The sequence below is a fragment of the Vogesella sp. LIG4 genome, assembly GCF_900090205.1.
GTDB lineage: Bacteria > Pseudomonadota > Gammaproteobacteria > Burkholderiales > Chromobacteriaceae > Vogesella.
On record NZ_LT607802.1, the window covers coordinates 4073409 to 4097100 of the forward strand.

Here is a 23692-nt window from a genome sequence, read left to right on the forward strand (position 1 = left end):
TTACCCCGCCCCGGGCTTTTTGTCGTTCACGGGCTACACTGCACACCTGCTGCCTGCACCGGGTGGGGCCACCAGGCCCCCTGCCCGGCCAGTATTACTTGGTGATGCTCTTGCCGTAGGTCTCGGCGAGTGCGCGCATCTTGGGCAGCAGCGTTTTCTCGCCGCCAGCCAGCATGTTCTTGATGATGCCATCCACCACCGCCGGCTGCAGCTTGACCAGCTTCTGCCCGGCCGGCGTCTTGTAGAAGGCCACGATCTGCTGCAGTTCGGCAGCAGAGAACTGCGCGCTGTAGCCCTTGGCCACTTCCTGCTCGAACTGCTTCTTCACCGGTGCGGAGGCAAAGTAATCCACTGCCGCCTTGTGCACGCCATCCATATAGCCCTTGAAGCCATCCTGGGCCTTTTTCTGCTGCTCTGGCGTCAGGTTGACCTTGTTCTTGGCAAAGTATTCCTGCAGCAGCGGGCCGGCGGAACTGGTGGTGCGCAGTGCCAGGTCGTTAAGCACATTACCCAGCCCTATCTGCTGCGCCAGTTCCTTGGCGGCGGCATCCTGGGCGGCATCGGCGTGGGCCAGCAGCGGCAGGCTCAGTGCCAGTACGGCAACAACTGTCTTCATCGAACGAATGGCAAACATGAAACATCCTTTGATCATGGGTTGGCCGCAAGTTTGACACCCCGCGGCAAGGCCGGTCAAAACGGTTGGCTTTATTCTTCGCGCTGCAGCAGGTGCAGGGTCAGCGTCAATTCGCCATTGTCGCCCTTCACGCTCTGCACGTTCTGCAGACTGAGGTCGGACGGCAGCAGCAGGCTGACACCATGCCCCACCCCCACCTTGCTCCAGAATTTCTCCAGCCGCTTGGCCACGCCCTGCGCCGGCAGCGGCGCCTCGCTTTCCAGCGAAAAGCCGTAGCTTTCCGCCGCGTTGTCGAACAGCCGGTTCACTTCATTCGCCGGCACGTAGCGCTCGGCCATGTCGGCCATATCGCGCGGCGATACCTCCGGCTCGCTCTTGCAGTGCGTCAGCACCTCGTCGCGGAAGCGCAGCTGCTCGGCCGGGTCGGCAATCTCCTCCGCCACCTGCTCGATCACCTCGGCCACCAGCTTGCTGGTGGAGCTGCTGTCCGGCACGCGCAGCGCGCGCAGGAAGTCGTCCACCCAGAACTTGGCCTCGTGGCCCAGGCGGTCCACCGCGTACAGCTGCGGGCCGCTTTCCAGCACCAGCGCGCCCTTGTCGATCAGGCGCGGGTTGATGCCGGAGGCGTGGCTGATGTCGAACACCTCGCCGCTTTCGATGATGGTGAGGAAGTCCTCCTGGATCTCGGCCTTGAAGATGCCCAGCGCGCGCTGCGGTGCATCGGCTTCGCCGAGGCCGGAGAACAGGATGATCAGCAGGTCGCCGGCAGCGATATTGGGGTGCTGCGAGCGTGCGTACAGGTGCTTGGCAATCTGCCCCGACACCTCCAGCAGATCCACCTCGCCACGGAAGAAGCGGCGGCTGTAGTGGTACAGCTCATTGAGGTTGAGATCGGTCTCGTGCACGAACTGGAACTTCTTCTTGTCCGACACGATGCCCTTCAGGTAGCCCTCCAGAATCAGCGCCGACACCGCCTCGTCCACGCCGATGGCCTTGCCGGACAACTGCAAGGGTTCGCCGCGGCTGGGGTTGCCCACACGGTGGATGACCAGTCGTTCTACTCTGGCTTCGCTGATTTGCATGCTGTGTCCTACTCCCGGGAACCTCGAAAAGCAGGGCTGTTCGAGGTATCTGTCTATTTACTGGAGGCGGGATTATCGCCGCCCGCTGCTTCTGCAACAAGGTTAGCCGCATGGTTGCCGGCAGCGCCGAACTGCAATGCGGCCAACCTTGCGTACAGCGGCGAGCGCGCCAGCAGCTCCTCATGGCGGCCTTCCGCCACGATGCGGCCGGCGTCCAGCACCACGATGCGATCCGCCTGCTTCACCGTGGCCAGGCGGTGGGCGATCACCAGCGTGGTGCGATTGGCCGCGGCGCGCTCCAGCGCCGCCTGCACCAGCTGCTCCGACTCGGCATCCAGCGCGCTGGTGGCCTCGTCCAGCAGCAGTATCGGCGGATTCTTCAGGATGGCGCGGGCAATGGCGATGCGCTGGCGCTGGCCGCCGGACAGCCGCACCCCGCGCTCACCCAGAAAGCTGTGGTAGCCCTGCGGCAGTTTTTCGATGAAGTCATGCGCCGCGGCTGCCTGTGCGGCGGCGATCACCTCGGCGTCAGTCGCCTCCGTCCGGCCGTAGCGGATGTTCTCCAGCGCGCTGGCGGCAAAGATCACCGTGTCCTGCAGCACGATGCCGACGTGGCGGCGCAACTCGGCCGGGTCCAGCTGCGCCACGGCGGCGCCGTTGATGCTGATGCGGCCAACTTGCGGGTCGTAAAAGCGCAGCAGCAGCTGGAACAGCGTGCTCTTGCCGGCGCCGGACGGCCCTACCAGTGCCACCTGCTCGCCCGGTTTCACCCACAGACTGACGCCATCCAGCGACGGCATGCCGGGGCGCGACGGGTAGGCAAAGCCTACGTCTTGCAGGCGAATACCCTCGCCCGTGGCCGGCAAGGGCTGCGGCCTGGCCGGCGGCAGCACCGGCGAGCGCTGCGCCAGCAGCGCCAGCAGCCGCTCGGTGGCGCCGGCGGCGCGCTGCAGATCGCCCCATACCTCGGCCACCGCGCCTATCGAGCCGGCGGTCACCACCGCGTAGAGGATGAACTGTGCCAGCTGGCCGCTGCTCATCTGCCCGGCCAGCACCGCGTGCGCGCCCAGCCACAGCACGAACACGATGGCGCCGAACACCAGCAGGATGACGATGGCGGTGAGCTGGCTGCGGGCACGCACGCGCGCCAGCGCGGTATCGAAACCGCGCGTCACCGAGGCACCGAAGCGCTCCCGCTCGTAGTCCTCCTGCGCGAAGGCCTGCACCGTCTGCACCGCGTTCAGCGTCTCGCCAGCCAGCGCGCTGGAATCGGCGATGCGGTCCTGGCTGGCGCGCGACAGCGCACGCACGCGGCGGCCGTAGATCATGATCGGCAGCACCACCACCATCAGGGTGATCAGGATGTAGCCGGTGAGGCTGGGGCTGGTCACTGCCAGCATCACCAGGCCGCCCAGCATCAGCAGTACGTTACGCAGGCCCATGGACAGGCTGGTGCCCACCACCGTCTGCACCAGGGTGGTGTCGGTGGTGAGCCGCGACAGCACCTCGCCGGTCTGCAGCGTCTCGAAGTATTCCGGGCTCATGGCGATGACGTGGCGGTACACCGCGCTGCGCATGTCGGCGGTGACGCGCTCGCCCAGCCACGACACCAGGTAAAAGCGCAGCGCGGTGAACAGCGCCAGCACCGCCGCCACCGCGAACAGCGCCAGAAAGTAGCCGTCCACCGCCTCGCGGCGGGCAAAGGCGTGGTCGATCAGGTAGCGGAACGCCACCGGCAGCAGCAGCGTGGCACCGGCAGCCATCAGCAGTGCCAGTGCCGCCAGCACGAAGCGCCCGCGGTAGGGGCGCATGAACGGCAGCAGGCCGGATAGCGGCGTCAGCCGCTGCAACAGGAAGGATCGTTTCACCGCCGCTCCCGCAAGAAGATAAACCCTGTACATGCTGCCACCGGCACGCATTTCAAGCCGGCCGCAGCCCGTGGCGCTTGCCTCCCCGCGGCAATGGCGGCAGCATGACCTGGCCGCCTGGCTTGCCATGCCGCCTTGCGGCCAACATAACATAAGCACACACCGCCAGACCGCGAGCACGCGGCAGCAAGCGGGGGAGACTGCCATGCTGATCAACTGCGTTGCCTACCAGAACGGCCGGAAACTGGCCGACCTGCCGCGCGAGGACATCCACGACTACCTGCTGCGCCCGGACTGCTTTGTGTGGGTGGCGCTGCGCGAGCCGGACCCAGCGGAACTGGACGCCATGGCGCAGCAGTTCGAACTGCACGAACTGGCAGTGGAGGACGCGCGCAACGGCCACCAGCGCCCCAAGCTGGAGGAATACGGCGATACCCTGTTCTGCGTGCTGCAGACACTGGAGCCCACCGAATCGGGCGAGTTGCGCGTAGGCGAGATGGACCTGTTCGTGGGCGCCAACTTCGTGCTGTCCATCCGCAATGGCACGCGCCAGGGCTTCCAGAGCGTGCGCGACCGCTGCGAGCATGAACCGGAGCTGCTGCAGATTGGCGCCGGCTTCGTGTTCTACGCGCTGATAGATGCAGTGGTGGACCGCTACTTTGCCGTGATGCACCAGCTGGAGGACGAGCTGGACGAACTGGAAGAGCGGCTGTTCAACCGCAAGAGTTCGGCACGACGCAATATCGAGGACCTGTACAGCCTCAAACGCAAGCTGGTCACCGTCAGCCACGCCGTGATCCCGCTGCACGAAGCAGTGGCACGCCTGCACGGCGGCCGCGTGCCGCGGGTGTGCGGCGGGCTGCACGACTACTACCGTGACGTGGACGACCACCTCGCACGCATCATCCGCAGCCTGGAATCGCAGCGCGACATGCTCGCTACCGCCATCCAGGTGAACCTGGCAATGATCTCGCTGGACGACTCCAGCGTGAGCAAGCAGCTGGCGGCCTGGGCGGCGCTGTTCGCGGTGCCCACCATGATCGCCGGCATCTACGGCATGAACTTCCAGAACATGCCGGAGCTGAAAAGCGTGGACGGCTACCCGGTAACGCTGCTGGTGATGGCGGTGCTGGACCTGCTGCTGTGGTGGCGCTTCAAGAAGGTGGGGTGGTTGTAGGCCATGCGCTGCAATGCAAAAGCCCTGCGGCACCGCAGGGCTTTACCGAATGCAAAAAGCCCGTGTCTTGCGACACGGGCTTCAGGCTGCTGACCGCCTACCCTGCTCACGTTCTACCGGACCCGGCACCGCCGGGCCGCTCCTGCCCGGTGGTCGAGCCGGCAGCCTTCCTGCTTACATAACCAAAGCCCTGCGGCACACGCAGGGCTTTACCGAATGCAAAAAGCCCGTGTCTTGCGACACGGGCTTCAGGCTGCTGACCGCCTACCCTGCTCACGTTCTACCGGACCCGGCACCGCCGGGCCGCTCCTGCCCGGTGGTCGAGCCGGCAGCCTTCCTGCTTACATAACCAAAGCCCTGCGGCACACGCAGGGCTTTGCCAAATGCGAAAAGCCCGTGTCTTTCGACACGGGCTTTTCTTGATTCTGGTGGCGGGAGAAGGATTCGAACCTTCGAAGGCAGAGCCGGCAGATTTACAATCTGCTCCCTTTGACCGCTCGGGAATCCCGCCAGAAGAGGAGGCGAATAATATCGGTAGCCTCCGCCTCCGTCAACCGTTTCTTGCAGAAATTCTGCAAGAATTTTTCACAAATCCGATAAGGTGTCTGCAATCAGTCACTTGCAGGACACGCAGATCAGGCTACCACCACCAGAACAGCCAGCCCCAGGCGCTATCCACCCACAGCAACACGCCGGTAAACGCCAGCAGCACCGGCACCCGACGCAGCCAGCGTGGCTGCCACAGCTGTACGATGCCGTGCGCCAGCCACAGCGACCAAAGGTTGGCCGCAAGCAGCAGCGCCAGGCGCAGCTGGTTGATCCAGTACCAGTAGAGGCCCTCGCCGCGCAGCAGGGCCAGCGTTACCGCGGTGAGGCCGAGGAACACGCCGCAGCCGGCCAGCGGAATCAGCGCCTGCGCCAGGTGATGCAGCCGCTGCCGTTGCCAGCGCCCGCCCAGGCGTACGGCCAGCGCCAGCAGCAACATGCTCACCGTGCCCAGCAGCAGCGCGGTAGCCGCGATGTAGCCCAGCAGCAGGCTGCCATCCAGCCAGCTGAATACGTCGTTCTTTTCCGGGTAGTGGGTGAACAGCCACCACGGCGCATTGGTTTCCAGCGGCCAGAACCATTCGTGCGCCACCAGCCATTCGGCCAGGCCCTGCTTGAGGGCGACGAACCACGGGCTGGCGCTCCAGTGGAAGGCGCCGATGGCCACGCCCATCAGGCCGAACACGATCAGCAGCGTCTGCCAGCCGTCCGCCTCGCGCGCGGCCACGCGCACGATCTCGTCCGACGGCGAGCGCAGGCTCAGCGTTACCGCATCGCGATGGCTGCTGCAGCGCCCGCACATATGGCAGCCGCTGCCGCCCTGCATCTGGCTGATCGGCTGCAACGGCGCGCAATCCACCGCCTTGATGGCAATGCTGCGCCGGGCCGGGCCGCCCTGCTGCCAGGCGGCCTGGTCAACACGGAAGTGCACCGGCGCCAGCTTGGACAACAGCGCGAACACGCCATTGACCGGGCACAGGTAGCGGCACCAGGCGCGCTTGCCGCGGGTGTACCAGTAGCCCACCGCCACGGCTGCCACGGTGGAGCCGCCCAGCACCAGCAGTGCTGCCTTGGGGTACTGGTAGACGCTGACCATCTGGCCGTACACGGTGGTACAGACGAATGCCACGAACGGCCAGCCGCCCCAGCGCATCCAGCGCGGAATCGGCCGGCCGCGGCCATGGCGCGATGCCCATTCTGCCAGCGCGCCCTCCGGGCACAGCACGCCACACCACAGGCGGCCGAACAGCAGCATGGACAGCAGCACGAACGGCCACCAGATGCCCCAGAACGCGAACTCGGCGACGATGGTGAGGTTGTTCCACACGTGCGCGGTGTCGTCCGGCAGCGGCAGCATGGCCGGCACCACCAGCAATACCGCGTACACCAGCACGACCAGCCACTGCAGGCCGCGGATCAGCCCGGCGTGATCGCGCAGCCAGTCGCCGAGGCGGGCCAGGCGGCCGGCCGGGCGCAAGGCCATGCTGCCGCTACAACTCATGCCGCGCTCCGCACTGCCGTTGCTGCCCGGCCGTTACGCCAGCGCAGCAGTGCCATGATCGCCAGCCAGTAGCCGCCATAGGCCAGCAGGCTGGTGAGCGACGGGTGGGCACGGTAGCCGGTAAGCGCGGCCAGCACGCCGCCGGCCGGCGACATGTCGTCCAGCAGTGCCGAACTGTCCCACAGCGGGTCGATCAGCGACGGCAGCAGTTCCATGGACTGCAGCTTGTCCACACCGCTGATGAACAGCGCTGCGGCCAACAGCAGCAGCATGATTTCGGTAGCGCGGAAGAACAGCCGCCACGACAGGTATTTGCCCCCCAGCTGCAGCAGCCAGAAAGTCAGCAGCGCCAGGCCGAGGCCGGCCAGCCCCGCCAGTGCCATGCCACCCAGCTGCTCGCGCGGCGCAGCGGCCATCATGCCGTACAGGAACACCACCGCCTCGCTGCCTTCGCGCGCCACGGCAATGGCCACCAGGGTCAGCACGCCCCACCAGTTGCGGCTGCCGGCCTGCTGCGCCAGACCGGACTCCAGGTCTTTCTTCAGCGTGCGGCCATGCGCGCGCATCCACAGCACCATGTGCACGATCAGCGCGGCGGCCGCGAACACCATGCCGGCCTGGAAGGCATCCTGATGCGGGCCCAGCAGCTCGGCGGCGGCAAACAGGCCGAAGGCCAGCAATGCGGCCAACAGTAAGCCCAGCCCTACCCCGCCCCACAGCCAGCGCTTGCCGCCGCTGTCCGCCGCGTTGTGCGACAGCCAGGCGTGCAGAATGCCCACCACCAGCATCGCCTCCACGCTTTCGCGCCAGACGATGAACAATACCTGTCCCATGTGCGGCCCCTTATTTGACGACGATCACGCCCTGCGTGGTCGCCATGTGGAATTCGTCGTAGAACTTGTACTGCCCGGGCGACAGCGGCCCCAGCACCACGAAGCTGTCCGCCCCCGGCGCCAGTACCTTTTCCTTGCGCAGCTGCAGGCTTTCGAACTCGGCGGCGGTCTTGCCCTTATTGACGATTTCGATCTTGAAACGGACGCCGGCCGGCACGTTGATCTGGTGGCTGCTGATCTTGCCGTCGTTGAGTTCCAGCCGGAACACCGGCAGGTCGGCGGCAACAGCGGTGCTCAGTGCGCCCGGCAGCAGCAGCGCGAGGGCCAGTAGACGAATGGCGTTACCCATGGTGGTTTCCCGTGATGTAAAGCGATACAGCGCCGCGGCAAGGCCGACGGCGCTGATCAGTATCCAGAACGGCGAGGCTTAGTAGCCGCCCTTCTTGCCGATACCGGCGTAGGTGAACTCGTAGTTGAGGTCGAACGGCTTGAACCAGGCGCCAACGCCGGTTTCCTTGTCCACGTGGCGGCCAAAGTGGGCATGCGGGTTCATGCTCGGCGGCATGATGGTGAACTTGAGCTTGTACTTGCCCGGGCCCATCAGCTTGACGTTATCGCCGTAGTGCGGGCCGTCGGAGGCCACCATCGGCATGAAGTCGCCCTTGATCACATCCTTGCTGCCCACTTTCTGCAGCTCGTACTTGATCATCAGGTAGGGCATCCAGTCGCCTTCGCCAAAACCGTTGGGGTTGCCCTTCACCGCGTGGATGTCGGCTTCCAGATGCACGTCGGATTCCTCCGCCTTGCGCATCATGCCTTCCGGTTCCATTTTCACCGGCTGCAGGTATACCGCGCCGATCTCCAGCCCGGCCTTGATCTGCGGTTTGCCAATCGGATATTCCGCCGCCGCAGCCAGCAGCGGCAGAGTGAGCAGGCTTGCGGCCAACAGTGCGCTACGCATACGCATCATCGATTCCCCTTGCGAATTGGATTGCTGCCAGCCAAGCGGGCCAGCCAGGACACAACGGGCGAGATAGTAATATTTATGAGAACTATTATCAATAGTGTTCAAAGAAATGGCCGGGCAACTGCCCGGCCACTGCTTACATGCAGGCTCTCAGTCCCAGTAGCCGGGGCTGGCGTACACCTCGCGCAGGTGATCGATAAACAGCCGCACCCGCCCCGGCAGGTAGCGGCGCTGCGCCATGACCGCGTACACCGGGTAGTCCGGCGAGGAATACTTGTCCAGCACCGCCACCAGCCGGCCCTCGCCGATGTCGTCCTTTACCTCCCACATCGAGCGCCAGGTCAGGCCCAGGCCCTGCAGCGCCCAGTCGTGCAGCACCGCGCCGTCGTTGCATTCCAGTGCGCCGCGCACCTTGAGGTTGAGCAGCTCGCCGCCCTGCTTGAAGGTCCAGCCGCGGCCCTGGCTTTCGCCCAGCGTCAGGCAATCGTGGCTGGCCAGGTCGTCCAGCGTCTTTGGCGTGCCGCGGCGCGCCAGGTAGGCGGGCGAGGCCACCACCACGCGGCGGTTTTCCGCCAGCCGCACGGCGATCAGGCTGGAGTCGGACAGGTCGGAGATGCGGATCGCGCAGTCGATGCGGTCGCGCGCCAGGTCCACCAGCCGGTCGGACAGGTCCAGCGCCACCCGCAGGTCCGGGTGCTTGTGCAGGAAGCTGGCCACGTGCGGCGCCACGTGCTGGCGGCCAAAGCCGGCCGGCGCCGACACCCGCAGCTGGCCGCGCGCACGGCCGCTGCCGCTGGCAATCGCTGACTCGGCTTCTTCCAGCTCGGCCAGGATGCGCAGGCAGTCTTCGTAGAAGGCACTGCCTTCCTGCGTCAGCGCGATGCTGCGCGTGGTGCGCACCAGCAGCTTGGCCCCCAGGCGGTGCTCCAGTGCGTCCAGCCGGCGGCCGATGATGGCCGGCACCACCTGCTCTTGCCGTGCCGCTGCCGACAGGCTGCCAAGATTCACCACTGAAACGAAGGTTTCCAGTTGCTTGAACACGTCCATTTCCGCACCAAAAGTAAAAGATGTTGTGGCATTTTAGCGCTTTGCGCAGCGCAGCAACATGGCTACACTGGCCGTCATAACAGCATGACCGGCAAGCCTTTGCAGCATGGCAACAGCCGCCGCCAGCCACAGACGGATATCCACAGAAACAAGTCTACAGAGAGAGCTTCCATGACTGCGCGCATCCAGAAACACCGCCTGGCCGTTGCGGCCAACCTTCACGACTTCATCGAGCAGGAAGCCCTGCCCGGCAGCGGCATCGCCAGCGACACGTTCTGGCAGGGTTTCGACGCCATCGTGCACGAGCTGGGCCCGAAGAACCGTGCGCTGCTGGCCGAGCGTGACCGCCTGCAGGCCGCCATCGACGAGTGGCACCGCGCCCACCCCGGCCCGATTGCCGACATGGCTGGCTACAAGGCCTTCCTGGGCAGCATCGGCTACCTGCAGCCGGTGCCGGCCGACAGCCGCATCGACACCAGCAATATCGACAGCGAACTGGCCGAGCAGGCCGGCCCGCAGCTGGTGGTGCCGGTGATGAACGCCCGCTACGCGCTGAATGCGGCCAACGCCCGCTGGGGCAGCCTGTACGACGCGCTGTACGGTACCGATGCCATCAGCGAAGCCGACGGCGCCGGCAAGAGCGGCGGTTACAACCCGCTGCGCGGTGGCAAGGTCATCGCCTTCGGTCGCGAGTTCCTGGACCAGGCCGCGCCGCTGGAAGGCGGCTCGCACAAAGATGCTACCGCCTACCGCGTGGCCGACGGCCAGCTGCAGGTAGCACTGCAGAACGGCAGCGTGTGCAGCCTGAAGCAGCCGGCACAGTTCATCGGCTACAACGGCGATGCAGCAGCCCCGAGTGGCGTGCTGCTGAAGAACAACGGCCTGCACTTCGAGATCCAGATCGACAAATCCAGCGCCATCGGCGCACAGGATGGCGCCGGCGTGAAGGACATCGTGATGGAGGCTGCCATCAGCACCATCATGGACTGCGAAGACTCGGTTGCCGCGGTGGATGCCGATGACAAGGTAGTGGTGTACCGCAACTGGCTGGGCCTGATGCTGGGCACGCTGAGCGAAGAAGTAGCCAAGGGCGGCAAGAGCTTCACCCGCCGCCTGAATGCCGACCGCCGCTACAGCACCGCCGCCGGTGGCGAGCTGACCCTGCATGGCCGCAGCCTGCTGTTCATCCGCAACGTCGGCCACCTGATGAGCAACCCGGCAATCATCGACGGCGAAGGCCGCGAGATCCAGGAAGGCATCATGGATGCGGTGGTGACCACCCTGATCGCGCTGCACGACCAGCAGCGCAAGGGCAACTCGCGCACCGGCTCCATCTATATCGTGAAGCCGAAGATGCACGGCCCGGCGGAAGTAGCCTTCGCCGACGAGCTGTTCGGCCGCGTGGAGCAGCTGCTGGGCCTGCCGCAGTACAGCGTGAAGCTGGGCATCATGGATGAAGAGCGCCGCACCAGCGTGAACCTGGCCGCCTGCATTGCCGCCGCGCGCCGCCGCGTGGCCTTCATCAACACCGGTTTCCTCGACCGCACCGGCGACGAGATGCACACCGCGATGGAAGCCGGCCCGATGATCCGCAAGGGCGACATGAAGACCTCCAGCTGGATCACCGCCTACGAACGCAACAATGTGCAAGTGGGCCTGGCCAGCGGCCTGCGTGGCCGCGCGCAGATCGGCAAGGGCATGTGGGCGATGCCGGACCTGATGGCCGAGATGCTGAAGCAGAAGATCGGCCACCCGAAAGCCGGCGCCAACACCGCCTGGGTACCCTCGCCCACCGCCGCCGTGCTGCACGCGCTGCACTACCACCAGGTGAACGTGCAGCAGGTACAGCAGCAGCTGGAAGCGCAGCCGGCCGCCGAACTGCTGGACGACCTGCTGACCATTCCGGTTGCGGCCAAGCCCGATTGGTCCGCCGCCGACATCCAGCAGGAGCTGGACAACAACGCGCAGGGCATCCTGGGCTACGTGGTGCGCTGGGTGGACCAGGGCGTGGGCTGCTCCAAGGTGCCGGACATCCACAACATCGGCCTGATGGAAGACCGCGCCACGCTGCGCATCTCCAGCCAGCACATCGCCAACTGGCTGCGCCACGGCATCGTGACCGAGGCGCAGGTGCGGGAAACCCTGCAGCGCATGGCCGCGGTGGTCGATCAGCAGAACGCCGGCGATGCCGCCTACCGCAATATGGCCGGCAACTTCGACAGCTCGGTGGCCTTCAAGGCCGCCAGCGACCTGGTGTTCAAGGGCTGCGCGCAGCCGTCCGGCTACACCGAGCCGCTGCTGCACGCCTGGCGCCAGGTGGCCAAGGCACAGTAAGCCACGCCTTCTTGTTGCACCGCAAAGCGCCCCACCGGGCGCTTTTTTCTTGCCCGTTACCACAACTGTTTTCGTAGCCGGACATTCCAAATGGTTTGGTTTATGCCAAAATCCTTAACAATGCTGTACCGGACATAAGCACCCGCCACCCCGGCGGTGGAGAAGCAATTGGATAATCTGACCACCAGCCTCGGCACCCAGGCCGGCTACCGGCCCGTTTCACTGCAACGCCTGCGCCAGGCGCCCGCCGCCGCACGCGGCCTGCTGCTGGCTGCCTGGCTATTGTCGGTGCTGGCCGCGGTAGGCCTGGGGCTGGGCGTGGTGATCTGGCAGTGGTCCGGCATGCCGATGCACTTTGGCGGCGTGTCGTTCTACGTATCGGTGTACCCGCCGCTGACGCTATGCCTGCTGTGGTGCCTGCTGTTCGGCCTGGGCTGGGGCGCGCTGCCCGCCTACGCCGCCACCTTCTGCCTGTCGCTGTACGCCGGGCTGCCGCCGGGCTGGGCGGCGCTGTTCGCGCTGTCCAACCCGCTGGGGCTGGCGGTGTTCTCCATCACCTACCGCGCGCTGCCGGTGCCGCTGAACCTGCGCACACTGGATTCGTTGTTCTTCTTTGCGCTGATCGCCTTCTTCAGCAGCGTGTTCAGCGCCAGTGGTGCCTTCATCTGGATCTACACCAACAGCATGGGCTCCAGCGATGCCTTCGGGCTGTGGCAGGGCTGGTGGCTGGGCAACTTCCTGCAGCTGCTGCTGATCTGCGGCCCGCTGCTGTACCTGCTGGCCACACCGCTGGCCCGCTGGCGCGACCGCCAGCTGTTCCGCAGCCAGCGGCAGCCACATACCAGCATGCGCTGGATCCTGCCGGCGGCCAGCATCGTGATCGGTGGGGTGTACCTGTATATCGCGCTGTCGTTCTGGCTCAGCCGCAATGCGGTGCGCAGCAGCGAGATGCTGGGCACCGTTGCCGGCTGGCGGCACGCCAGCGAGCTGATCGCCGCATCGTCATCCGCCGTGTACCTGGTGGTGGCCATCATGTTCCTGGCCATGGGCTTCCTGGGCTACCGCTTCGTGCGCAGCTGGGCGCGCCAGCTGCAGCAGGCAGTCACCGCCGCCGAGGAGGCCAACCGCGCCAAGTCGGGCTTTCTGGCGCGCATGAGCCACGAGATACGCACCCCGATGAACGCCATCATCGGCCTGAGCGGCCTGGCGCTGCAGCAGCCGCAGGTGGCGCCGCGCGAGCGCGACTATCTGCAGAAAATCCGCTCGGCGGCGGATTCGCTGCTGGTGATCATCAACGACATCCTGGATTTCTCCCGCGCCGAGATGGGCAAGCTGGCGCTGGAGCAGCGCCCGTTCCAGCTGGAGGCGCTGCTGCAGGCACAGGTGGACCAGCTGCGCCTGCCCCTGGCGCAGAAGTCGCTGCCCTTGCTGGTGCGGGTGGCGCCGGAGGTGCCGCAAGTGCTGCACGGCGATACCGTGCGCCTGGGCCAGGTGCTGCTCAATCTGCTGAGCAATGCGGTGAAGTTCACCGACCACGGGGAGGTCCACCTCGACATCAGCTGCCTTGCCCGCACGCCAGACCACGTCACACTGCAGTTTGCCGTCAGCGACAGCGGCATCGGCATCGACGCCGCCAAGCTGGCGCAATTGTTCGAGCCGTTCACCCAGGCCGACGAATCCATCAGCCGCCGCTACGGTGGCACCGGGCTGGGGCTGGCGATTTGCCAACAGCTGGTCAATGCCATGGGCGGCACCATCACGACAACAAGCGAGGTTGGCCGCGGCAGCTGCTTCCGCTTCAGCCTGCCGCTGCCCTGCGAGGCCGGCAGCCAGCTGCCGCCACTGCCCGAGCCGCTGTCGGTACTGCTGATCGAGCGCAGCGATCACGGCCGGGCCAATACCCAGCAGCAATTGCAGCAGCTGGGCGCCAGTGTGCGCGGCGCCAGCGGGCTGGGTGCCGCCCGTGCCCAGCTGGAACAGGGCTACCGGCCGCAGTGGGTCATAACCGAGCTGCCGGCACAGACCAGCACGCATGACTACCTGGCCCAGCTGCGCAGCCTGCTGGCCGCCGATACCCACGTGCTGCTGTTGGCCGCAAGCGACGCGTTGCCGGCAGAACTGCCCGCGGAATGGCAGCTGCTGGAGCCGCCACTGCTGCCGGGCAAGCTGCGCGCGGCACTGCTGACCAACGGTCAGCAGGCTGCCGTGGAAGACACCGCCATGGCGGAAGCACCAGGCCGCCGCCTGCACGGCAAGCGCATCCTGCTGGCCGAGGACAACCCCATCAACCAGCAGATCGCCAGCGAGCTGCTGCAGGCCGCCGGCGCCCAGGTGTGGTGCGCGGAAAACGGCATCCAGGCGGTGGACATGGCGCTGCACAACCTGTTCGACGCCATCCTGATGGACATCCACATGCCGCAGCTGGACGGCCTGAGCGCCGCGCGCCGCATCCGCGAACAGGGGCTGCGCCTGCCCATCATCGCCGTTACCGCCCATGCTTTCGATTCTGCCCGCGACGAAGCCATTGCCGCCGGCATGGACGACCACCTGCCCAAGCCCTTCACCCCGGAACAGCTCTACCACACGGTAAGCCAGCACGTGGACCCGGCCCCGGTGGACATCCCCGCCCCGGCCGACCCCACGCTGCAGCCGCCGGCCGGGCTCAGCACCAGCCAGTACCTGTCGGTGCTGGGCAAGTTCCGCAAATACCACGCCGGCGATGCCGACCTGCTGCGCCAGGCCGCCACCCGCCAGGATGTGCCGGAAATCCAGCGCATCGCCCACAACCTGAAAAGCGTGGCGCACTACATCAACGCACCGCAGGTGCAACAGCTGGCGCAAAGCCTGGATGTAGCCGCCAAGGAAGGCAACGCCCCGGGCGAGCTGGTGGCGCAGCTGGCGCAGGCGCTGGACGAGGTGCAGCAGGCACTGGCGCGGCAGCTGCCGCCGGGAGCCTGAACGCTGCTTCACGACCCCGGTGCGGCAGTCAGCGTGACTGCCGGCCGACTACCAGGAGGAGTCATGCAAAAAGCACTGTTGGCCGCATTGTTGGCCTGTCTGCCGCTGGCATCGTTCGCCAGCGACGTGGAAGTGGATCTGGGCAAGCGCGATGACATCGCCAAACTGTTCTCCTACCCCAACTGCCAGCAGAACTGCCCTGCACCGGCACCTTCGCTGGAGATGACCGTCAGCCACTGGCTGATGCAGAACACCCTGCGCGACGCCAGCGCCACCAACGCCAAGGTGGCGCCGGCAGTGGAAGTGCGCAACGATAGCGATCACATCAAGGCCACCATCCGCAACGCCCCGGCCGACGACTACGGCACGGTGATCCAGTCCTACCTGGCCATTGGCCAGCTGGGCTACCAGGGCGCGCAAGCGGTGCAACAGGCAGGCATCTGGCAGTCGGACTGGCGCTTCTTCCTGACCCTGGGCATGGCGATGCGCAACCACCGCACCGTGCAGCTGCTGCACTTCCCGCCGGATACCGTGCTCAACGACAGCCAGGACTACCTGACCGCCGCCACCACCCTGCGCTGGGCGCAGGTGCTGGGCTACAACGGCATGAACGTGCGTGACAACGGCCTGTACCAGACCATCGCCGACATCGCCCCCATCGCCGCCCCGGCCAGCGCCGGCAGTGCGCTCACCGGCACCTACAGCTACTTCAGCCAGTACACCGCCGCACTGCTGAACAGCTGGACCGCGCCGGCGCCCGGCGGCAGCACGGTACGCCCGATGGTGGCGCTGGGCGGCCCGGCACGCGCCTGGTTCGCGCAGCAGTACCTGCCGGAGGGCAGCAAGTTCGACGTACTGCAGCTGGCCAAGGTGGACATCGGCAATAACAAGCAGGTACCGGTACTGGGCGGCAACCACCCCAGCTACATCTGGTATGCCGGCAGCGACCAGGAGGGCATTGCCATCATGGGGCAGGATCTGGAAGTGGCCTGCTGGCAGAACACCATGGGCCAGAAACCGGACGGCGATGCACAGGGCGTGCTGGACAGCTGCAAGACCACCTGGCAGAACGACAGCAATATGGTCTGCCGCCTGTACTACACCTCGATCAAGAACATGAGCGCTGCCGACGCCAAGGCAAAGTGTTCGTAAACCACTGCGCCTGAGCGCCCTCCCCCAAGGCCGGCCCGCATGGAAATGCCGGCCGGCCTTGCCTAGTATTCAATACGACAGACTTGAAAATCTGCCGCATGGTTGCGGCTTGCCGCCATGTGTACACCAGGCTTGCACACGCCTCGCCGGGCGGGGCCTAGCCTGCCCGTCATTGCCGCGGACTCCCCGCAGCGGAGCGCCCACATGGCCAACCTCCCCCCTCCTCGCAGCCGCACGCGGCTGATGTGCCAGCTGACGCTGGTGGGTGGCATCCTGGGGATTCTGCTGGCGCTGCTACTGGCCTGGAGCGCCTACCAGCAGGCGTTGTCACGCAGCCGGCACGAGCTGCTGAGCGCCGGCGACCGGCTGGTGGCCAGCATTGATCACGAGTTGTTGATCCGCCGCAGCACCCTGCACGCCATGCAGGTACTGGCCGAGCAATACCTGGCCGAACGCAGCCCGCTGGCCTGGGATGTGCACCCGTTCCTGCTACCGCAGCCGGCGTACCACGGCTACTCGCTGCAGCTGCCCAACGGCTTCGACTACCAGGAGCTGGGCAATATCACCGGGCTGGGCGACGTACCGCCGGCGGAGTCGCAGGCGCTGCGCGAAATGCAGATGGCGCTGGCGCTCACCCCGCTGTTCCGCACCCTGATCGCCCGCGACCCGGACACCCCGTGGGTGTACTACACCTCGGCGGAGCGCTTCATGTACCTGTACCCGCGGGTGGAGGTGAGCGACTTCTTCGTCACCCCGCAGACCTTCGGCATGAAGTTCTTCATGGGCGCGCACCCCGCCTACAACCCCGGCGGCCTGCTGATCTGGACGCCGGTGTACCAGGACCTGGCCGGCAAGGGCTGGATGGTGACCATCTCCGCGCCGGTGCACGACCGCGGGCGCTTTCGCGGCGCCATCAGCGTGGACATCTCCACCAACCGCCTGGCCTGGCTGCTGGAGCGTGTGCCCATCGCCCACACCGCGCGCCACCTGCTGCAGGCCGACGGCGCCCGGCTGGCCAGCATAGGTGGCCCGCCCCCGCTGCTGGTGCCGCAGAACTGGCCGCAGCACACCCTGCGCGAAAACGGCCAGCACCTGCGCGCGGTGTTCCCGCTGGAAGTGAACAACTGGTACCTGGTACTGGATAGCGATGCGCAGGCCTTGCGCCAAGAAGCACTGCGGCAATCGTTGCCGCTGTGGCTATTGGCACTGTTCCTCTGTGGCGGCCTGCTGCTGGTGCTGGGCCTGCTGCGCAGCCAGGGCAAGATCGAGGAGCTGTCCACCCACGACTGGCTGACCGGGCTATGGAACCGGCGTGCCTTCGACGAACAGCTGCATACCGCGCTGGCGCTGCTGAGGCGCGGCGGCAGCACGCTGGCGCTGATCCTGTTCGACGTGGACGACTTCAAGCACTACAACGACACCCTGGGCCACCCGGCCGGCGACAAGGCGCTGCAGGATATTTCCCACGCCATCCAGCAAGTGGCGCAGCGTGCCGACGACCGCGTCTACCGCCTGGGCGGCGAGGAATTCGCCATTCTCACCAACCAGCCGGACAACGAACGCCTGGCCATCTTCATGCAGCACATCGGCAGGGCGGTGCGCGAACAGGACATCCAGCACCCCGGCAGCCAGCGCGGCGTGCTCACCATCTCGCTGGGCGGCGTGCTGCTGCACCACGGTGCGCAGCCGCAGGCGGCCGATGCCTACCGCCAGGCCGACAAGGCGCTGTACCAGGCCAAGGCGCAGGGCAAGGATTGCGGCTGCTGCTACAGCGGCGACTAGGCTACACCTGCACCGATGGCACCGACTTCATGCAGCGCAGGGTGAAGTGCGAGCGGCTGTGGCGAATGCCCTGGATCTTGTACAGCTTCTCGCGCAGAAAGCGCTCGTAGCCGGCAGTGCCGTCCACCGCCACCTTGATCATGTAGTCGTACTCGCCGCTCAAGAGATGGGCTTCCAGCACCTCCGGCAGCGCCGCCAGCTCCTCGCCGAAGCGCGCCAGGGTGTCTTCCTCATGCGCGTTCAGCGTCACCTCTATCATCACCGTGTCGCGCAGCCCCATCTTCTTCTGGTCGATCAGCGCCACATAGCCCTGGATATAACCTTCCTTCTCCAGCAGCCGGGTGTGCTTCCAGCACGCCGACGGCGACATGCCCACCCGCTCCGCCAGCTCGGCGTTGGACAGCCGCGCATTGCGCTGCAGCTCGCGCAGGATGTTTCTGTCCTGCGCGCTCAATGTGAATTCGCTTTCCTGCATTTTCCACCTCGGAAACATTTATCACCAGAATCGGCAATACAGGAAACATTCTAGCCGCAAGCATGGCAACTGGCAGCCAGTTCGAAAGCCTGTTCACCGCCGGCAGGCATACACTTTTCCCACCTTGCATGCAGGCAGACAGCCGGCCACCCGCCAGCTGCCCAGCGCCGGCCACCCCGCCGCCGCGCTGCCTGGCGCCAACGCCGCCGCCCACCAGGCTGGCCGCCGTCGCGCAGCGTGCCAAAACAAGAGGTCGGCAAGCGCCGGGACAAAGCCAGTCGCCCACCGGGCGCACAAAAAGCATGCGGCCAACCCTGCATCCCCCAGGGTTGGCCGCATTGTTTTGCTGCTGTGCGAGAAAAAGATACTAGCCGCTGGCTAGAGCTATTTCGGCAGATAGGGAGGCGTCGCCTGCTTGCAGGTCACCAATGCCTGATCACCATCCGTAAGTGTGCCAAACCTGAAATGGCAGTATTGGAAATATTCCGCCCGCTCTTCACGCGACAGGCTATCGAGCCTCTTGTCATCTGCCTCGCTGGCAAATATGTCATGGAACCTTAGCCGCAGCGTTGGGTGTTGCTTCAGGAAGAAATGCATCTGGACCTCATCGTCCAGATAGGATTCAAAATAACCGACAAAAAGCCACGTCAGCAGCAAACCCGACATGGCCACGCAGATCACCACCCATCGGGTAAAGCGCAATCGCACAGTTTTTCCTTTCAACATGACTACCCAGGCAGCGACAAGCCGAGTTTATTCCGCAACGTCTTCACGAATACCAGGCCGATATTGCCGGGGCAGATTTTCCCCTCTCCCAATTGCCTCGGAAATTCGCGATGACCACCCAGTTTTTTTATCTCGAAGAATTGCTGGAGAACCCTGACAAGCGTCTCCACCGACTCCGCTTGCATGGCGGGGATGGCGGGCGGATGAGCTAGCCCCATGGCACTGAGCACTGTTCGCGCCATGGCAACAAAATCCTTCCCCTCTTCGGCGGTGGTCAGATTTTCCAGAAGCATTACACCGATAACACCGGTATTGAAATTGTGGACATGCTCGCCTTTGAAGCGGATATCCCGCCCCTCATATACCGTGCCAAAACAATCTATTGCATAGTGGTAGGCAATATCATCCGCCGCCGCCCGGGATTTTCCCATCTGCATTTCCTGGATTTGCTGCAGTTGCAGAGCCGCAGGCCCGCAACTGAAACTGCGTCCGGCATGATGAATAGCCACCTGCTGATAGTTCCAGTCATCGACCATGTTCCCATTCCGGCTTTTGTGTGCAGCCCAATCCGAGCGCGGGACAAACTCCACGCCGGCCCGACGCACGGCATGGATGATGGCTTCCCTGGTCGCAGCCCGGTCATTGATCGTGATTCTGGTAACAGGAAGCTGGCCAGCCTCCACCTTGACCAGCCTGGCTCTGGTTTCATATAGCCGCTGGCTCATGGCAGCTCGCGCCCGTGGAACACCGTACCGGGTGCAAGGAACGCAACCTGGATGGAGATTTCCTCTTCGCAGGCGGAGGTGATGCTTTCCGTATACCCCGCCTTATCGGTGACACCAGCCGTCTCCCTACCATCAGCGTGCATCACGGTGTAACGACGATTTGCCAGCGGTTTCCTGCTTTCGGAATCGACGATCAAAAAGCGATGCCCGTATAGCAAGCCTGCTCGGGCTTCTGACCGGAACACTTCAGGGGCCATTGCATGAGTCGATGCAGTTTTGGCATCCGGAACGATGTCTATCGTGGCCTGCAGCTGCGTCGCAATCAGCACCGCCCCGCAAGAGGTGTGCATGCCCTCTACAGCCACATTCTTGCCGAAGTAGCTGACATTCTCGGCGGCAGCCACGATGACAAATGCCTGCTTGCACAACGGGCAATAGCCTTTATGCCCGATACCGGATGCCGGCTTGCCATAAACATGCAAGCTGGAAAACGCCTCCAGCAGCACCCCGCCATGCGTGGTGGGGTCCCCCAGACGAATGATGGCCCGCTTGGTCATGACATGCTCCTGGCTCGTGATGAAAACCCGGCAATTATCTTTTTGTCATCGAGAGCCAGAAATAACGGTTCACCATGCTTTAGAAATACGGTTCGTCCCGATTTGCCTGAGCCAGGCTAATCAAGCGCACAAAAAGCATGCGGCCAACCCTGCATCCCCCAGGGTTGGCCGCATTGTGCTGTTTGTCGTTGCGAATCAGTCCTGCTGCTGCAGCGCGCGGGTAATGAAATGACGCGGCACGCGCGGCTTGGGTACCCGCACGTCGAACCACTGCTGCACGTTCATCTCCAGGCCGATGCCGTGCATGAAGTTGTACAGCGCCTTGTTCAGCGCGCGGCCCATGGCTTCGTGGTCGGTGCCGGTGGGGTCGATGAAGCCCACGTCGTTGCGGGCGAAGGTGATGTCCGGCTGCGGAATCAGCTGCACGCCGTATTCGTCCGGGTTCTGCCCTACCGGCGAGTGCACGGTGCAGGCGAAGCGGTGGAAGAAACCGCTCTGGATGCAGCCGTTGTCGAACAGCTGGCGCACGTATTCCAGCGCGTCCACGGTGTCCTGCACCGTCTGGGTGGGGAAGCCGTACATCAGGTAGGCATGCACCAGGATGCCGGCCTCGGTAAAGCCCTGCGTCACCCGCGCCACCTGCTCCACCGACACGCCCTTCTTCATCAGCTTGAGCAGGCGGTCGGAGGCCACTTCCAGCCCGCCGGAAATGGCGATGCAACCGGATTCGGCCAGCAGCTGGCACAACTCGGGGGTGAAGGATTTCTCGAAGCGGATATTGCCCCACCAGGAGATGCTCACCTGGCGGCGCAGCAGCTCCTCGGCCAGCGCGCGCAGCATCTTGGGCGGCGCCGCCTCGTCCACGAAGTGGAAGCCGGTCTGCCCGGTCTCGGCGATGATGGCCTCGATGCGGTCCACCAACACCTCGGCCGAGGCGGTCTCGTAGCGCGAGATGTAGTCCAGCGTCACGTCGCAGAAGCTGCACTTCTTCCAGTAGCAGCCGTGCGCCACCGTCAGTTTGTTCCAGCGCCCGTCGCTCCACAGCCGGTGCATGGGGTTGAGCATGTCCAGCAGCGACAGGTAGCGGTCGATGGGCAGGCCGTCCCAGGTGGGGGTACCCACCTCGCTGAACGGGATGTCGGCCTCCATCATGTTCACGTAACGCACGGCGGCCTTCCCGTCTTCCCCGGCTTCGCGCAGATAGGTGCGCACCAGCCGCGAGGCGCCGCGCTGGCCGGCGAAGTGCTCCAGCAGCGCCAGGATCGGCTTCTCGCCGTCGTCCAGGGTGATGAAGTCGAAGTAGTCGAACACCCGCGTCTCTTTCAGTTCGCGCAGCTCGGTGTTGACGAAGCCCCCGCCCAGCACGGTGCGGATCTGCGGCCAACGTTGCTTGATGGTCTGCGCGATGCGGAACGCGGCGTACACCGAGCCGGGGAATGGCACCGACAGCAGCACCACGTCCGGCTGGTGGCGTTCGATGGCGGCCACGGTCAGCTCGGCCAGGGTGTCGTCCACCTGGTTGGGCGCCGCCGCCAGCGCCCGCGCCAGCGGCTCGAAAGTGGGCTGCGCCATGGCCAGCGATTCGGCGTAGCGCACGAATTCGAAGCGCGGGTCCACCGCCTCGCGCAGCACGTCGGCCAGGTCGTTCAGGTACAGCGTGGCCAGGTGGCGGGCGCGGTCGTAGCTGCCCAGCGCGCCGAAGGCCCAGGCCAGCGGGTCACCGCCTTCCGGGTCATCCGGGTCCATGTAGTTGTCCAGCGAGGCGAAGCGCGCGCCTTCCGGCAGGTAGCCGCGGCTGGCGATGCGGTAGGCCAGCGTGGCGTCGCGCCCCTGCAGGAAGCCGATCACCCGGTCCACGGTGAGCAGGTACTGCTCGTAGTTCTCCAGGAAGTGCCACAGCTGCTGGCTGCGCTTCTTCACCGGCAGCGCCTCCACCGCCGGGCGTATCGCCTCCAGCCCGGCGCGCGAGAACAGCCGCAGCACCAGCGCCAGCGCCAGATCCTCCTGCACCGCCGCCACGCCGCGCGAGCGCAGGAAGCCGGTGATGTAGGCGGTGGACGGGTACGGCGTGTTCAGCTGCGTCATCGGCGGGATGAGCGACAGCACGCGGGGCGAAGCAATCTGGGGCATGGCGGGTTCCGGCTGAAAACAAGGCGGGCAGCCATGGCTGCCCGTGATGTGCGGATTTTCTCATGAAAAGCCCGCTTTGACATGGTTGGCCGCAGGCTTGCCAAGCGCAAACCGGCACACGCCAAAAAATGACAATGCGGTAATATACCGGCTTCCCGCTCACCTGATAACGAGGACACCATGCGTCACCTGATCACCATTCTGAGCCTGGGCCTGGGGCTTGCCCTGGCCGCCGGCGCCCACGCCAACTCCAGCTGCGACAAGCCCCGCAACGATTTCGACGACCTCTACTGCCTGAACAAGGTCTACAGCCAGGCAGACAAGGACCTCAACGACAACTACGGCCAGCTGGCCAAGCTGCTGGATGGCGACGGCCGCCGCACGCTGAAGAGCGGCCAGCTGCAATGGATGCGCCAGCGCAACGACAACTGCAGCTATCGCGACCAGCGCGGTTTCTTCGTCAACCTGGATTGCGCCACGCAGACCACGCTGGAGCGGGTGCGCTTCCTGCAGGACCGCGTGCGCGAGTGCAAAAGCGCCGGCTGCATGAACAGCAAGCTGTAAGCATGACGGGGCGGCCGCGCGGCTGCCCCTGCCCCACCCGGCGCGGGAAGCCGCTATGCAAGCCGGTTTTTTCCGCGCCGCCGGCTGCCTATAGTGACAACAGCCACCACTCACACCCCACACCCCATGAACGACACCCAGATCGACCTGGTGCAGCACGCCTGGGATCAGCTGTCCTACAACCGCGACCAGTTCACCCTCGACATCTACGACGCGCTGTTCCGGCTCGACCCCGGCCTGCGTCCGATGTTCAACCTGCCGCCGGAGCGGCTGTCGCAGAACCTGGGGCGCACGCTCAATACCATTCTCACCAGCCTGCACGACCTGGACAGCATCCGCTTCGTCATCATCGGCCTGGGCGTGCAGCACTACCGCTATGGCGTGAAGCCGGAGCACTTCGCTGTGCTCAAGGCAGCACTGACCGAGGTACTGCAGCAGCACCTGGGCGCGCAGCTCACCCCGGAACTGGCCGAGGCCTGGTCGCAGGCCTACGACCTGATCGCCACGCTGATGCAGCAGGGGCTGGCGCAGGCGGCGCAGCGACAGCAGAGCGCCGACTGAAATCCGCGACGCAGGGCGACAGCAAAAATGGCGTTCACCCGCTGGAGTGAACGCCATTCCGCTACCACAAGCT

The 23692-nt window shown here is 65.3% G+C and carries 20 protein-coding genes and 1 tRNA gene; 7 read left to right on the plus strand and 14 right to left on the minus strand.

Annotated features, from left to right (window positions below):
- Positions 1–94: 94 nt before the first annotated feature.
- The 3 genes from PSELUDRAFT_RS18775 to PSELUDRAFT_RS18785 form a co-directional block, all read right to left on the minus strand.
- Complete coding sequence (locus PSELUDRAFT_RS18775) at positions 95–634, minus strand: DUF2059 domain-containing protein (RefSeq protein ID WP_157725180.1); 540 nt, start codon at positions 632–634, stop codon at positions 95–97.
- Between the two features lie 71 nt (positions 635–705).
- Positions 706–1716 (minus strand): nucleoid-associated protein, encoded by a 1011-nt coding sequence (locus PSELUDRAFT_RS18780; RefSeq protein ID WP_088968270.1) that lies wholly within the window; start codon positions 1714–1716, stop codon positions 706–708.
- Between the two features lie 53 nt (positions 1717–1769).
- Complete coding sequence (locus PSELUDRAFT_RS18785; RefSeq protein ID WP_231895266.1) at positions 1770–3584, minus strand: ABC transporter transmembrane domain-containing protein; 1815 nt, start codon at positions 3582–3584, stop codon at positions 1770–1772.
- A 205-nt stretch (positions 3585–3789) separates the two neighbouring features.
- Here PSELUDRAFT_RS18785 and corA point away from each other — a divergent pair, with 205 nt between their 5' ends.
- Positions 3790–4761, plus strand: a complete 972-nt coding sequence (gene corA / locus PSELUDRAFT_RS18790) for a magnesium/cobalt transporter CorA (protein ID WP_088968271.1) — start codon at positions 3790–3792, stop codon at positions 4759–4761.
- 426 nt (positions 4762–5187) lie between these two features.
- Here the strand turns inward: corA and PSELUDRAFT_RS18795 are convergent.
- The 6 genes from PSELUDRAFT_RS18795 to PSELUDRAFT_RS18820 all read right to left on the minus strand — a co-directional run bounded on the left by PSELUDRAFT_RS18795 (position 5188) and on the right by PSELUDRAFT_RS18820 (position 9655).
- Positions 5188–5272: transfer RNA gene (locus PSELUDRAFT_RS18795), tRNA-Tyr, on the minus strand.
- Positions 5273–5401: 129 nt separating this feature from the next.
- Complete coding sequence (locus tag PSELUDRAFT_RS18800; protein ID WP_231895267.1) at positions 5402–6808, minus strand: 4Fe-4S binding protein; 1407 nt, start codon at positions 6806–6808, stop codon at positions 5402–5404.
- Positions 6805–7641 (minus strand): FTR1 family protein, encoded by an 837-nt coding sequence (locus tag PSELUDRAFT_RS18805; protein WP_088968273.1) that lies wholly within the window; start codon positions 7639–7641, stop codon positions 6805–6807. Before PSELUDRAFT_RS18805 ends, PSELUDRAFT_RS18800 begins: the two co-directional genes overlap by 4 nt.
- 10 nt (positions 7642–7651) lie before the next feature.
- The gene (locus PSELUDRAFT_RS18810; protein WP_088968274.1) at positions 7652–7990 is read right to left on the minus strand and encodes a cupredoxin domain-containing protein; all 339 of its coding nucleotides are present in this window, start codon (positions 7988–7990) and stop codon (positions 7652–7654) included.
- 78 nt (positions 7991–8068) lie between these two features.
- Positions 8069–8608 carry an iron transporter gene (locus tag PSELUDRAFT_RS18815; protein WP_369800125.1) on the minus strand — a complete coding sequence of 180 codons (540 nt, stop codon included), beginning with the start codon at positions 8606–8608 and terminating at the stop codon, positions 8069–8071.
- Between the two features lie 150 nt (positions 8609–8758).
- Positions 8759–9655, minus strand: a complete 897-nt coding sequence (locus PSELUDRAFT_RS18820; RefSeq protein ID WP_088968276.1) for a LysR family transcriptional regulator — start codon at positions 9653–9655, stop codon at positions 8759–8761.
- A 171-nt stretch (positions 9656–9826) separates the two neighbouring features.
- Here PSELUDRAFT_RS18820 and PSELUDRAFT_RS18825 point away from each other — a divergent pair, with 171 nt between their 5' ends.
- The 4 genes from PSELUDRAFT_RS18825 to PSELUDRAFT_RS18840 all read left to right on the plus strand — a co-directional run bounded on the left by PSELUDRAFT_RS18825 (position 9827) and on the right by PSELUDRAFT_RS18840 (position 17881).
- Positions 9827–11989: a malate synthase G gene (locus PSELUDRAFT_RS18825; RefSeq protein ID WP_088968277.1), complete on the plus strand. Its 2163-nt coding sequence runs from the start codon at positions 9827–9829 to the stop codon at positions 11987–11989.
- Between the two features lie 168 nt (positions 11990–12157).
- Positions 12158–14947, plus strand: coding sequence for an ATP-binding protein (locus PSELUDRAFT_RS18830; RefSeq protein WP_088968278.1), 2790 nt, complete (start codon positions 12158–12160; stop codon positions 14945–14947).
- Between the two features lie 63 nt (positions 14948–15010).
- Positions 15011–16099, plus strand: a complete 1089-nt coding sequence (locus tag PSELUDRAFT_RS18835) for a hypothetical protein (protein WP_088968279.1) — start codon at positions 15011–15013, stop codon at positions 16097–16099.
- Positions 16100–16303: 204 nt separating this feature from the next.
- Complete coding sequence (locus tag PSELUDRAFT_RS18840; protein WP_157725181.1) at positions 16304–17881, plus strand: diguanylate cyclase; 1578 nt, start codon at positions 16304–16306, stop codon at positions 17879–17881.
- 1 nt (position 17882) lies between these two features.
- On the opposite strand, the gene PSELUDRAFT_RS18845 is transcribed toward PSELUDRAFT_RS18840, so the two are convergent.
- The 5 genes from PSELUDRAFT_RS18845 to PSELUDRAFT_RS18865 all read right to left on the minus strand — a co-directional run bounded on the left by PSELUDRAFT_RS18845 (position 17883) and on the right by PSELUDRAFT_RS18865 (position 22494).
- The gene (locus PSELUDRAFT_RS18845) at positions 17883–18356 is read right to left on the minus strand and encodes an Lrp/AsnC family transcriptional regulator (RefSeq protein ID WP_088968281.1); all 474 of its coding nucleotides are present in this window, start codon (positions 18354–18356) and stop codon (positions 17883–17885) included.
- Positions 18357–18740: 384 nt separating this feature from the next.
- Positions 18741–19082 (minus strand): hypothetical protein, encoded by a 342-nt coding sequence (locus PSELUDRAFT_RS18850; protein ID WP_088968282.1) that lies wholly within the window; start codon positions 19080–19082, stop codon positions 18741–18743.
- A gap of 2 nt (positions 19083–19084) precedes the next feature.
- Entirely contained in the window at positions 19085–19807 is a 723-nt protein-coding gene (locus PSELUDRAFT_RS18855; protein WP_088968283.1) for a peptidoglycan recognition family protein, read from the minus strand.
- Entirely contained in the window at positions 19804–20364 is a 561-nt protein-coding gene (locus tag PSELUDRAFT_RS18860; RefSeq protein WP_088968284.1) for a PAAR domain-containing protein, read from the minus strand. Before PSELUDRAFT_RS18860 ends, PSELUDRAFT_RS18855 begins: the two co-directional genes overlap by 4 nt.
- A gap of 195 nt (positions 20365–20559) precedes the next feature.
- A complete protein-coding gene (locus PSELUDRAFT_RS18865; RefSeq protein ID WP_088968285.1) occupies positions 20560–22494 on the minus strand; it encodes a radical SAM protein in 1935 nt (644 codons plus the stop codon).
- 180 nt (positions 22495–22674) lie between these two features.
- Between PSELUDRAFT_RS18865 and PSELUDRAFT_RS18870 the strand changes: the two genes are divergently transcribed.
- Both PSELUDRAFT_RS18870 and PSELUDRAFT_RS18875 read left to right on the plus strand, forming a co-directional pair.
- Complete coding sequence (locus tag PSELUDRAFT_RS18870; RefSeq protein WP_088968286.1) at positions 22675–23058, plus strand: lysozyme inhibitor LprI family protein; 384 nt, start codon at positions 22675–22677, stop codon at positions 23056–23058.
- Between the two features lie 126 nt (positions 23059–23184).
- Entirely contained in the window at positions 23185–23619 is a 435-nt protein-coding gene (locus PSELUDRAFT_RS18875; protein ID WP_088968287.1) for a globin domain-containing protein, read from the plus strand.
- The last annotated feature ends 73 nt before the right edge of the window (positions 23620–23692 follow it).

Bases quoted from the DNA above. Each gene is read 5' to 3' on its own strand.
- PSELUDRAFT_RS18775 (WP_157725180.1), bottom strand. From the start codon at position 634: ATGTTTGCCATTCGTTCGATGAAGACAGTTGTTGCCGTACTGGCACTG.
- PSELUDRAFT_RS18780 (WP_088968270.1), bottom strand. From the start codon at position 1,716: ATGCAAATCAGCGAAGCCAGAGTAGAACGACTGGTCATCCACCGTGTG.
- corA (WP_088968271.1), top strand. From the start codon at position 3,790: ATGCTGATCAACTGCGTTGCCTACCAGAACGGCCGGAAACTGGCCGAC.
- PSELUDRAFT_RS18800 (WP_231895267.1), bottom strand. From the start codon at position 6,808: ATGAGTTGTAGCGGCAGCATGGCCTTGCGCCCGGCCGGCCGCCTGGCC.
- PSELUDRAFT_RS18805 (WP_088968273.1), bottom strand. From the start codon at position 7,641: ATGGGACAGGTATTGTTCATCGTCTGGCGCGAAAGCGTGGAGGCGATG.
- PSELUDRAFT_RS18810 (WP_088968274.1), bottom strand. From the start codon at position 7,990: ATGGGTAACGCCATTCGTCTACTGGCCCTCGCGCTGCTGCTGCCGGGC.
- PSELUDRAFT_RS18815 (WP_369800125.1), bottom strand. From the start codon at position 8,608: ATGCGTATGCGTAGCGCACTGTTGGCCGCAAGCCTGCTCACTCTGCCG.
- PSELUDRAFT_RS18820 (WP_088968276.1), bottom strand. From the start codon at position 9,655: ATGGACGTGTTCAAGCAACTGGAAACCTTCGTTTCAGTGGTGAATCTT.
- PSELUDRAFT_RS18825 (WP_088968277.1), top strand. From the start codon at position 9,827: ATGACTGCGCGCATCCAGAAACACCGCCTGGCCGTTGCGGCCAACCTT.
- PSELUDRAFT_RS18835 (WP_088968279.1), top strand. From the start codon at position 15,011: ATGCAAAAAGCACTGTTGGCCGCATTGTTGGCCTGTCTGCCGCTGGCA.
- PSELUDRAFT_RS18840 (WP_157725181.1), top strand. From the start codon at position 16,304: ATGGCCAACCTCCCCCCTCCTCGCAGCCGCACGCGGCTGATGTGCCAG.
- PSELUDRAFT_RS18845 (WP_088968281.1), bottom strand. From the start codon at position 18,356: ATGCAGGAAAGCGAATTCACATTGAGCGCGCAGGACAGAAACATCCTG.
- PSELUDRAFT_RS18850 (WP_088968282.1), bottom strand. From the start codon at position 19,082: ATGTTGAAAGGAAAAACTGTGCGATTGCGCTTTACCCGATGGGTGGTG.
- PSELUDRAFT_RS18855 (WP_088968283.1), bottom strand. From the start codon at position 19,807: ATGAGCCAGCGGCTATATGAAACCAGAGCCAGGCTGGTCAAGGTGGAG.
- PSELUDRAFT_RS18860 (WP_088968284.1), bottom strand. From the start codon at position 20,364: ATGACCAAGCGGGCCATCATTCGTCTGGGGGACCCCACCACGCATGGC.
- PSELUDRAFT_RS18865 (WP_088968285.1), bottom strand. From the start codon at position 22,494: ATGCCCCAGATTGCTTCGCCCCGCGTGCTGTCGCTCATCCCGCCGATG.
- PSELUDRAFT_RS18870 (WP_088968286.1), top strand. From the start codon at position 22,675: ATGCGTCACCTGATCACCATTCTGAGCCTGGGCCTGGGGCTTGCCCTG.
- PSELUDRAFT_RS18875 (WP_088968287.1), top strand. From the start codon at position 23,185: ATGAACGACACCCAGATCGACCTGGTGCAGCACGCCTGGGATCAGCTG.